Consider the following 9,644-nt stretch of genomic DNA (forward strand, 5'->3'; position numbering starts at 1 on the left):
CTTCGGCTGATTTCGGTCTCAATCCCTTTTCGGCGCAGTTCGGTGACTTTCGGCCCTTCGTGCAGCGTGGCTTCTAAACCATTCTCCTGGTCTTTGTAGCTGCGGTGGTCGACTCGGGCAGTGTATCCAGCCAGATCCAGGTGCATATTGCAGATATCGGCAAAGTGTTCGCGCCAGTGTTCGATTTCTCCACTGTGTTTCTGATCCAGTTCCCGGGTTTTCTCGGTGAAGCCTTCCTGAGTAAGTTTGCGTGTGCTCATCAGGATATGCGCGTGATAATTGCGTTCATCACTACCAGATCCAGTATGCGGTGCATGAATACAGGCATCGATGGCCACCTGATGTCTGTCCACGATACTGGCGCATAGCTCTTCGAGCATGGCCAGGCGTTGTTCCTGATTTAATTCACTTGGAAAAGCGATTTCAAATTCTCGGGCAACTGTCGAGTTTTTTCGGGTTTCCCGTTGTTCAACTTCGTTCCAGAGTCTTTCCCGGTTTTTTAAATGTTCTGGTGCGCCTTCGGGTAAATAAATTTCTTTATATTCCACACCTGTTTTTCGGCTGTAATCATGTTCTCGGCCCTCACGTTCACAATAGATCTTTTCACCTGCCCGATAGGCAATCGCAGCAGTAGCGGAACGCCCTGCTGATCGTGCTACGGTTTTGACTGAAAAGTGGTAAATCGCCATGCCTATTTTCGCTTTTAAATTTTCACGTAGTGAAATACAACCGTGGATACGGTTGTCGGGGTATTGGGGAGACCCCAATCGGACTTGCAAACGAAGTTTGCATAAGTGCGCTCTTCGAGGAAAACATTACTATACATATAGCACCTTGAATGCATATTCAAGTGCGCTTATGTTAGGGATGGTTTCCCAGGATGATGGTATTGGATTATGAGCGTTACTGAAACACTAGATAGTAAAATCAAGGCACAGGAAGAAAAGCTAAAGCAGTTAAAGGCTCAAAGACAGGCAGCACTGGCAAGAGAACGTGCCAAAGAGAAAGAACAGGCTCGAAAGGATGATACCAGACGCAAGATTTTAATTGGATCCTGCATGCTAAAAATCACCGAAGATGATGAACAGGCCAGAGCAAAACTGATTGCTCAGATGGATAAATATTTAATGGATGAAAGAGATCGTAAGCTGTTTGATCTGCCCGCATTTAATTATTAATTTTTTGAAAAGATACATAGGAATTTGAAATGAGATTGCTAATTGCTTTAATTTTTCCCTGGCTGCTGTTTTTCACCATAGGGCGACCATTTGCAGGCATCATTTGTTTGCTACTTCAGATTACAGTTTTAGGTTGGATCCCGGCTGCCATCTGGGCGGTCTATGCTTTGTCGCAATACAAGACTGATCAGAAAATTAAAAGAACAATTCGCTCATCATAAATAGTGTAATTGTGTGATTTTTAGATCTGATTGATTTTGTGATTTCCATCACACTTATCCATGAGCGAATGATCAGATTGTGAAGATTATTTGAGCAATAAGTGATTTAATAAATCTTATAACAATAATTATAAAACTCCAGAGGTAAAGAAATTAATCCTCTAATTCTTAGTTAAAAAAATAATTAAAACAAGAATTAGAGGATTTCATTTTTTATCGAATTCACTCTATTTTTTGCCACAAAGCTCCTATCCAATAAGGGTATGGGGCTACTTTTTTTGACTTCGCATAAGAGATCTTATGTTAAATATGAATTTTATTTATAGACATTAATAAGATTCATATAATTGTTTTAGCTTTGAAAACTAAAGATTTTCATCTTTAGTTTATGGGATTGATAATTGTGCATAGTTAAGGAAATAATCGAGTAGAATAGTTCGTTTTTATGGTTGAGATAGTAAATGATTAGGGAGGAAAAAGATCAAGAAAGTTGGAAAAACTTTAATCTTGATGACATTAAAAATACTCCTCTAGAAAAATTTCATCCATTTGAAGAATCAATGATTTTAAAGGCTGGTGATACTGAAGAAGAAGCTTTAGAGATTGTTTCTAAAGAATTTGAACTAGTTGATGGGATCGATTCAAGAAAAATTCTTCTTAATGCTATTCAAAGTTGGGCGATTGTTTCGATAGATAACTTGAGGCACGTAGTCGAGAAAAGAAGAGATGCTAGAGAACGATTTTCGAAATTAGCTCACCTTACATTATTGAATCCATTTGAAGTATGGAAAATTAAATATTCTGATGGAGGATTTAGACTTGCTTTTATTGGAATATTTGCTGGTTCCAAAAACCATATTCTGCTGATTTTAAAAATAGATGTGAATAATAACGTTCTTTGGAATTTTATGCAGTGTGAGTTAAAAAAGCTCAACAAGCATAGGCTAGGTGAATTACTTTATAAGAAATAAAAAAAAGGCGAGCTAACTGTTAGTTGCCCGCCTTCCGTCTCTCTTAAGGTCTCACACGACACTAATATCCAAGTATTAATGGTGTTCCTACGCAAATTATAGCTCTTGGAAGCAATTTGTTTCGCGCTTAAAAGAGACATCTAAATCGATTAGATAATGATAACATATTATCATAGAGTGCAGCAATAACATCAATTTTTGACCAAACAAAGATGCGTGAAATATTATTCTTCACTTTTGATAAATCAATTGCTTAAAGATAGTGATGATTGATTTTTGCTAAGTTGAAACCAAGCAAATACAAAGAAATTGAATAAAGTTTAGATAATAAAAAACCCCGGCATCCTGCCGGGGTTTTTTATTGTCGCTGATTGTGCTGTTGTACCCTCTGGTCCATGTGCAATAACTTATAATTTTTGTTTTATGTTATGGAACTTCCTGTTCCTGATGAGTTCATCATAGGAAAGTTCCAGTATCCTAGATAGCCGCAAAGGGCCGAGATTCACGTAAGCCTGAGCGTACAAAATAGCCTAAATTTTATCCCCAGCAATTGGGGATAGTTTTGGAACCTGGATCCGTATGAAATGGGCACTGATTGTCAAATTGATCGTTTTTTAACCAAATTTACTGGCAAAATGTTACAGATTCGCTTAAAAACTCACCAACTTATTACAAAAGCGACTTTTTGCTGATTTCCTAGTCATGGCTAAATTTTTAAGTAATTGATATTTATATTAATATACAATTGTACTTCGTATAACCGCCATTATGTTAAATAGCATAAAAAGGGACCTCAGATTTGGGTCCCTTTTATCTAAATTATTTGTATGCTTGGATAGATTTTAGAATCTCCTGTCTGGCTTCTTCTACATTGCCCCAACCATTAAATTTCATCCATTTACCTTTTTCCAAGTCTTTATAATGTTCAAAGAAATGTTTCATTTGATCTAATTGAAGCTGAGGGAGGTCGCTCAGATCTTCAACATTGTTATATAGAGGTGTGAGCTTAGAATGAGGTACAGCAATGATCTTTGCATCAATACCGGCTTCATCTTCCATATACATGACTCCGACAGGTCTGCTGCGAATTACTGATCCTACAGCAACCGCATGGGGAGCTATTACAAATACATCTAAGGGATCACCATCCTCGCTTAATGTTTGAGGAATATAACCGTAATTGTACGGATATGACATTGCTGTACTTAGAAAGCGATCAACCAATAAAGCATCATATTCTTTATTCACTTCATACTTGATGGGTTTAGCATTTGCCGGGATTTCGATGATGCTATTAAAGTCATCTGGTGGATTAGTACCTGCTTTAACATTTTTAAAAGTCATTGTTTTACCTTCTAATATTTAGATTATTAATGATTAGTGAAAAATTGATAGGAAAGTATTCCTAGTACTGTAAAGATTAATGAACCTATTACATGGATGGCTATTGTTGAGATAGCATATTCAAACTTTGAAGCTTGTAGCAACGCAACAATTTCAACTGAAAATGTTGAAAAGGTCGTTAAAGCACCGCAGAAGCCTGTCACAACGAATAACTTATAATTAGGGCTTATTGAGCTATTTGAAAAAAATGATACAGCTAATCCAATAATAAAAGCACCGATTAAGTTAACAATCACTGTCCCGAAAGGAATATTTTCAAATACGCTATTAAATCTTAGACTTATGCCCCAACGAAGCCAGGCACCGATTACAGAACCGAGAGCAATTGATAAAAGAGAAAGATACATGTCTGCTCCTAGTTATGAGCAGCAAAAGATATATAAATAAAGAACTTTATGACGGGAAAACATAGCGTAGCTCCATTTTGTAAAAGCAGAGCACGCGACTACGTACCCTGCTTGAGGGAAACGTAGGTATCATCAGCCAGAATTGGCGGTTTGTGTAAGGAGGATAGCCATCTCCTTTGAGTACTATTATTTAAAAATTGATTAGCTAATTCAACAACCTTCTATTATTAAAATACGTAAGTTTGATACTTTTTTATCTTTAGCTTAGTAAAACTTGAAACTTTTCATTTTTTCTATAATCTTTTTGGAAAGGGTGTCCAGCTAAGCTGAGGCAGGTGTTTGTTGTAGTCGGGCCGCTACAATATTGATAAAGAGCACCTGTATGTTTAATTTCAAGATTTTTAATAAAGTCTCTACGGAAGTATTGACGATCAAAAATGACCTTCAGCTTAATGCTGAGCTGCAATTAATTAATAAATATAAAACGGCTATTTCTGAAGATTATAAACAGGCTATTGTTTTGATCTTTAAAGAACGTGGCTATACACGTTTGGAAATAGGTCAATTACTTGGGGAGCTAAAAGCTTCATAAAATACCGATTAAACAAAGCTTGGATATAACATCCAGGCTTTATAAAAAAGTACCTAGCTGTTACCCTTGTCCTGATTTTTTTTTACTCTAAAAAGTTCCTTCATCTTATGACACTTACGCCACCTTAAGTTTATTTACCGTCTTAAATCTGTAAATAACTCATCACTGTCTAGTGATGTGGTGTAGTCGCTTGTGTGTTGTATATATCACATCACTAGCCTATCTGAAAAATTAAAAAACAGGCTATGTTTATGTTATCTAATGTCCGAGAACAGTGGTTCTCTAACATCCGTGGGGATGTACTTGCCGGATTAGTCGTCGGTCTTGCACTCATCCCTGAAGCCATCGCATTTTCAATTATTGCAGGTGTAGATCCTAAAGTCGGTCTATATGCATCCTTTTGTATTGCCGTCGTGATTTCTTTCGTAGGTGGTCGTCCTGCCATGATTTCAGCTGCCACCGGGGCTATGGCACTGCTTATGATCACATTGGTCAAAGAGCATGGGCTTGAATATCTGCTGGCAGCAACAATTTTGACAGGCGTGATTCAAATATTGGCAGGCTATTTAAAGCTTGCCAAGTTAATGCGGTTCGTATCTAAATCTGTGGTTATTGGATTCGTAAATGCGTTAGCGATCTTAATTTTTATGGCTCAGTTGCCTGAACTGATTAATGTGACTTGGCATGTATATGCTCTAGTTGCTTTAGGTTTGGCGATTATTTATCTCTTCCCTCTGGTTCCCAAATTAGGAAAATTACTCCCTTCTCCACTAGTCTGCATCATTGCAATCACATTATTGGCAATCGCTTTAGGAATTGATGTACGGACCGTGGGCGATATGGGGTCTTTACCTGACACACTTCCAATGTTCTTGATTCCAAATATTCCTTTGAATATTGAAACATTGATGATTATTTTGCCTTATTCAGTCGCACTGGCGGCTGTAGGTTTACTTGAATCGATGATGACAGCAACTATCGTGGATGAAATGACAGATACGCCAAGTGATAAATATCAGGAATGTAAGGGACAAGGGATTGCGAATATTGCTTCTGGCTTTATGGGTGGCATGGCCGGTTGTGCCATGATTGGCCAATCTATGATTAACGTAAAATCAGGCGGCCTTACACGCTTATCAACATTCTCTGCGGGTATTTTTCTTCTTATTCTGGTTGTATTTATTAGCGACTGGCTCAAAGTGATTCCAATGGCTGCATTGGTAGCGGTAATGATCATGGTCTCTATTAGTACTTTTGAATGGAGTTCTGTCACTCAGTTAAAAGATAATCCTAAGAGTAGTAATATCGTCATGATTGCGACAGTGATTGTAGTTGTTGCTACGCATAACTTGGCTCTAGGTGTATTAACGGGCGTATTGCTTTCAGCCTTGTTCTTGGCGAATAAACTTGAAAATGATATCCAGGTGACAGCTTCTTTTGAGGGAACGGCCCGTTTGTATGATTTGAGAGGTCAGATCTTCTTTAGTTCTTCTGAAAAATTCATGCAAGGTTTTGACTTTAAAGAGGATGTAAAGGATGTGATTATTGATTTGACCCATTCTCACATTTGGGACGTAACATCAGTCGCCATGCTTGATTCTGTTGTAAATAAATTTCAAAAGAATGGTGTGAATGTCACTGTGCGTGGCTTAAATGAAGCTAGCTCTATCATGATTGATAAGTATGGAACACATGCCAGAATCTAAGTGAAGGAGACTCTACATTTATGTAGAATCTCTAAAATTAACATAATACACCTTATACGAAATGCTCTAAATTATTTGTTTTAATTCAATAGTTTATTTCGTATTGAAAAGCCCAACTCAGCTGAGTTGGGCTTTTTTGTGGATTTTTCATGTTCCACGCTTAATAAATAAGCAATGTTCCACGATTTTATTCAGTTTTAATAAACATCATCCGGTTTTTTGAGGAGTCATTATTTCAAGTGCTTGCACTGAAATTGGCTCTTCAAAAAACTGGAGTCTTGGCTAACCATATGGAAGGAAAAAGCGGCTTAGGAAGCCTCTCTTCTTCTGTTCTGGTTCAACATGCTCCGGGATAGGAATACGCTTATTGTCTTGCTGAGGAGTAGTCAATTCGTCATAGTTCGTTGCTAGTTCCGACCGAGGATCCGTTGCTATATCCTGTTTAAAGCTCTGATCGGTAAAGGTAGTCATATTGGCTTTTGGTGCTTCTAGTAAGCGCTGCATAGCTTCAATCTGTTCTTGATAAAACGATTCACGTTCTAAAGATTGATTTTCTCTCTGTATTGCCTGATTTAATTGTTTTTCCAGTATGTCAACTTGACGTTTTAGTAAGTCAACTTCTGTCAAGTTTTGACTGTTAATTGATTGACTTTGATTGACTGTATCCTCTTTTTTTTGTGGTTCCCCAAAAACTCTTAGGGCCTCTGAAAAGTCAATTAATCCATCAGATCCTTTAGATAAATTTCCTTTGTTTATATGTGCATATATGGCTTGTCTTGAATATCCATAAAGCTTAGCTAACTCTGAAACTGACAGTTTTTTCATTATGTAAACCAGTTTTCAACTTGTGTTAATACCTGACTGTTAACTTAACAATTTCAATTAACAATGTCATTGAAATCCTAATTTTCTGAGTAAAGGAAGTAATTCCTTAAATTTCTCTGCATCTTGCAGCATGGCAGCTATACGTACAGCAAACTGCTGATAGCTTTCTGTGCCTTGTGAATATTTACTCATCTCAGGAAGCTCTGAGAGCTTGTTGGCGAATAGATGGCGTTGTTTATCTGTTATTTTTGAAAAGAGGTCTAATGTATTCGGATCTCTTTTAGATTCGACTGAATGCGTGGCTGATTTTTTCTGTTTAAAGCTAAATGAAAAACCAGTAATAGATCTACCTGTTTTATGCTGTTCAACTTTGACAGTAATATCGGTATGTTCATTTACTTGTTTTAATGCAATGTCTAAAACATATTTTTTAAAATCATACATTCGTTTGTATTCAGTCTCGAGTACACCTATTTTTTGTCTAAAATCATACATAGTTATGAGAGGCGTTTTTCCAGTACTACGCCATGCAATCAATATTTCATATAAACGAACAGCATAAGCACTTGTTAAATTACTTATTTGTTGTATTTCATACTTTGTAAATTGTTCTTCTAACCTAGTAATTAAAGGCACAATAGCAGGGGCAAAAATAAGTCTAACGACAGCTTCATTATCAATATAAGCCACCTCGCTCACCCATCTTGATTTGTGATTAATAATGTTACCTTTTTCACTAAGACTCTGATAACTGAATTGTCTTGCAAACAAGTCATCGCAAGCATCTTTTAACGCCTGATAAGCCGTATTTCGATGTACACCAAACTGATTAATATAACTTTCAGCATGAACTGTTAGTGGATCATTAGCATTTATCCCTTTACCCGATTCCCTTGCTTCAACAATAGCTAGGAGAATTAACCTCTGTTCAACTAGATCGAGGTTATAACTGGCATTGATTAAGGCGTTATCTTTAACAACTAGTTCTGTTTTCATATGAAAAGATTATATTTTTAATTCAATAAGACGAGGTTATATAATTATCTCGCTTAATGCAAGGTAAACCTCGTTTTAATGCAAGGTAAACCTCGTTTTAATGCAAGGTAAACCTCGTTTTAATGCAAGGTAAACCTCGTTTTAATATCTCTAGAACCATTATGAATAAAGGATTACAGCTTAATTAAAAGCATTTAAAAGCTTAAAAATAATTAAAAGCCCAGGGAGTAAAAAATTGCCCTTGGTTTTCGCTTCGCTCAAACTCTATTGAATCTCGCTTTCGCTCGATTCGTCGGGGCAATTTTTGGTTCATATTTTCGTGAATTTGAGAAAAAGCAAAAGCAAGATCAAAAGCAGCTCGGAATTCGCTTCGCTCATGAGCTTTTTTTCTCGCTACGCTCGATTTAAGAATCAAATTTGGAAAGTTCGCACCCATGCGGGATGCTCTGTAGGGTAGGTGATTAATGGATAGGGAGCTTGTAATCAGGGAAAGGGATGGGCAAATTTTCTCAGTTCGCTCGTAGACACTCGCTCTGTTTAGCGACTCATGCCACGAGATTTCATTTTAGGCGCATGTTGCTGTGCTTTGAGCTGTTGTTCCTGTCTGAGTTTCATCTGTTGTTCTGCTTTGATCTCATCCACACATTTTTTAATGACTTGATAGGATGGGTATAGAGTCTGGTATTGCTTGGCTTTGGCTGGATGTTGTTGTTGGTACTGCTTCCAGGCATGTTCTTTAAACTTTTCATTTTCCAATAAATCCTTCACACCATGTTTTTTCTGGTGTTCATGCTGACCTTTCAGCTTTTTGTGCTCCTGGTAAATCGCATCACGTTGGGCTTCCCAGGCTTTTTTTCCAAACAGTAAGGGTTTGTTCTGAGTTAATTCGTTGTGTTGATCGACCAGGCTTTGCAATTTGTCATGACTTTGCTTGAGTCCGCTTTTCACGATCTCCTGGGCAAGCTGCTGATTGAACTCATTTTGATGTTTGTGGTGCTTGGTCAGGGTTATTTCGGCTTGTTTGAGATTACGCTGCATGAAATCCAGGTCTAGATTCGCGTCTTTTGCGCTGATTTCGCGTTTTAGCACTTTGCCAAGGGTTTCCCTCTGTTTTTCCTCAAACAGGGCTTTTTCGTCAATTGGTGGCGTTTTAGCGCTATTTTTGATTTGGATCTGCTGTTCTGTTTTCAGTGTGCTGAGTTTGATCTCATTTTCAGCAATCAGCAGATCCATATTTTTGCTGTATTGCAGCTGAGCCTGATTTCTCTGTTTGATTTCGTCATTGCTTCGGCTGATTTCGGTCTCAATCCCTTTTCGGCGCAGTTCGGTGACTTTCGGCCCTTCGTGCAGCGTGGCTTCTAAACCATTCTCCTGGTCTTTGTAGCTGCGGTGGTCGACTCGGGC

Annotated in this window: 11 protein-coding genes, 1 pseudogene and 1 riboswitch; of the genes and pseudogenes, 5 read left to right on the forward strand and 7 right to left on the reverse strand. The window is 37.7% G+C overall.

The features are described from left to right. The coding region (gene mobQ / locus ACP7BU_RS15135) for a MobQ family relaxase (RefSeq protein WP_425880200.1) at positions 1 to 689 on the reverse strand (689 nt) is incomplete at its 3' end. A 207-nt stretch (positions 690 to 896) separates the two neighbouring features. On the opposite strand from mobQ, the gene ACP7BU_RS15140 reads away from it, so the two are divergent. The 3 genes from ACP7BU_RS15140 (at position 897) to ACP7BU_RS15150 (ending at position 2,370) form a co-directional block, all read left to right on the forward strand. Continuing rightward, positions 897 to 1,178: a mobilization protein gene (locus tag ACP7BU_RS15140; RefSeq protein ID WP_243475604.1), complete on the forward strand. Its 282-nt coding sequence runs from the start codon at positions 897 to 899 to the stop codon at positions 1,176 to 1,178. Positions 1,179 to 1,207: 29 nt separating this feature from the next. Continuing rightward, on the forward strand, positions 1,208 to 1,399 hold the full coding sequence (locus tag ACP7BU_RS15145) for a YqaE/Pmp3 family membrane protein (protein ID WP_004728112.1): 192 nt from the start codon (positions 1,208 to 1,210) through the stop codon (positions 1,397 to 1,399). A gap of 461 nt (positions 1,400 to 1,860) precedes the next feature. Further along, a complete protein-coding gene (locus ACP7BU_RS15150; RefSeq protein ID WP_180103981.1) occupies positions 1,861 to 2,370 on the forward strand; it encodes a PBECR2 nuclease fold domain-containing protein in 510 nt (169 codons plus the stop codon). 819 nt (positions 2,371 to 3,189) lie between these two features. On the opposite strand, the gene ppa is transcribed toward ACP7BU_RS15150, so the two are convergent. Together ppa and crcB are read right to left on the reverse strand one after the other, a co-directional pair. Beyond that, the gene (ppa, locus tag ACP7BU_RS15155; RefSeq protein ID WP_131275023.1) at positions 3,190 to 3,714 is read right to left on the reverse strand and encodes an inorganic diphosphatase; all 525 of its coding nucleotides are present in this window, start codon (positions 3,712 to 3,714) and stop codon (positions 3,190 to 3,192) included. 26 nt (positions 3,715 to 3,740) lie between these two features. Then, positions 3,741 to 4,121 (reverse strand): fluoride efflux transporter CrcB, encoded by a 381-nt coding sequence (gene crcB, locus ACP7BU_RS15160; RefSeq protein WP_005225409.1) that lies wholly within the window; start codon positions 4,119 to 4,121, stop codon positions 3,741 to 3,743. A 116-nt stretch (positions 4,122 to 4,237) separates the two neighbouring features. Further along, positions 4,238 to 4,305, reverse strand: a riboswitch (Fluoride riboswitch). A gap of 198 nt (positions 4,306 to 4,503) precedes the next feature. Here crcB and ACP7BU_RS15165 point away from each other — a divergent pair. Both ACP7BU_RS15165 and ACP7BU_RS15170 read left to right on the forward strand, forming a co-directional pair. Next, on the forward strand, positions 4,504 to 4,713 hold the full coding sequence (locus ACP7BU_RS15165; protein ID WP_004282305.1) for a hypothetical protein: 210 nt from the start codon (positions 4,504 to 4,506) through the stop codon (positions 4,711 to 4,713). 251 nt (positions 4,714 to 4,964) lie between these two features. Continuing rightward, positions 4,965 to 6,419: a SulP family inorganic anion transporter gene (locus ACP7BU_RS15170; protein ID WP_151819645.1), complete on the forward strand. Its 1,455-nt coding sequence runs from the start codon at positions 4,965 to 4,967 to the stop codon at positions 6,417 to 6,419. Between the two features lie 282 nt (positions 6,420 to 6,701). Here ACP7BU_RS15170 and ACP7BU_RS15175 read toward each other — a convergent pair whose 3' ends face one another. From ACP7BU_RS15175 to ACP7BU_RS15190, 4 genes and pseudogenes are all read right to left on the reverse strand, one after another. Then, the gene (locus tag ACP7BU_RS15175; RefSeq protein ID WP_004896925.1) at positions 6,702 to 7,244 is read right to left on the reverse strand and encodes a plasmid replication DNA-binding protein; all 543 of its coding nucleotides are present in this window, start codon (positions 7,242 to 7,244) and stop codon (positions 6,702 to 6,704) included. A 66-nt stretch (positions 7,245 to 7,310) separates the two neighbouring features. Continuing rightward, entirely contained in the window at positions 7,311 to 8,240 is a 930-nt protein-coding gene (repM, locus tag ACP7BU_RS15180; RefSeq protein ID WP_004896921.1) for a replication initiation protein RepM, read from the reverse strand. A gap of 202 nt (positions 8,241 to 8,442) precedes the next feature. Then, entirely contained in the window at positions 8,443 to 8,676 is a 234-nt protein-coding gene (locus ACP7BU_RS15185; RefSeq protein ID WP_034429840.1) for a hypothetical protein, read from the reverse strand. Positions 8,677 to 8,777: 101 nt separating this feature from the next. Further along, positions 8,778 to 9,644: pseudogene (locus tag ACP7BU_RS15190) on the reverse strand (MobQ family relaxase); the annotation flags it as partial.

It is taken from the genome of Acinetobacter sp. 40AMC3-4 (genome assembly GCF_049898185.1).
Lineage (GTDB): Bacteria > Pseudomonadota > Gammaproteobacteria > Pseudomonadales > Moraxellaceae > Acinetobacter.

Excerpts from the sequence above, each read along its gene's own strand:
- ACP7BU_RS15140 (WP_243475604.1), top strand. The coding sequence starts at position 897 with ATGAGCGTTACTGAAACACTAGATAGTAAAATCAAGGCACAGGAAGAA.
- ACP7BU_RS15145 (WP_004728112.1), top strand. The coding sequence starts at position 1,208 with ATGAGATTGCTAATTGCTTTAATTTTTCCCTGGCTGCTGTTTTTCACC.
- ACP7BU_RS15150 (WP_180103981.1), top strand. The coding sequence starts at position 1,861 with ATGATTAGGGAGGAAAAAGATCAAGAAAGTTGGAAAAACTTTAATCTT.
- ppa (WP_131275023.1), bottom strand. The coding sequence starts at position 3,714 with ATGACTTTTAAAAATGTTAAAGCAGGTACTAATCCACCAGATGACTTT.
- crcB (WP_005225409.1), bottom strand. The coding sequence starts at position 4,121 with ATGTATCTTTCTCTTTTATCAATTGCTCTCGGTTCTGTAATCGGTGCC.
- ACP7BU_RS15165 (WP_004282305.1), top strand. The coding sequence starts at position 4,504 with ATGTTTAATTTCAAGATTTTTAATAAAGTCTCTACGGAAGTATTGACG.
- ACP7BU_RS15170 (WP_151819645.1), top strand. The coding sequence starts at position 4,965 with ATGTTATCTAATGTCCGAGAACAGTGGTTCTCTAACATCCGTGGGGAT.
- ACP7BU_RS15175 (WP_004896925.1), bottom strand. The coding sequence starts at position 7,244 with ATGAAAAAACTGTCAGTTTCAGAGTTAGCTAAGCTTTATGGATATTCA.
- repM (WP_004896921.1), bottom strand. The coding sequence starts at position 8,240 with ATGAAAACAGAACTAGTTGTTAAAGATAACGCCTTAATCAATGCCAGT.
- ACP7BU_RS15185 (WP_034429840.1), bottom strand. The coding sequence starts at position 8,676 with ATGGGTGCGAACTTTCCAAATTTGATTCTTAAATCGAGCGTAGCGAGA.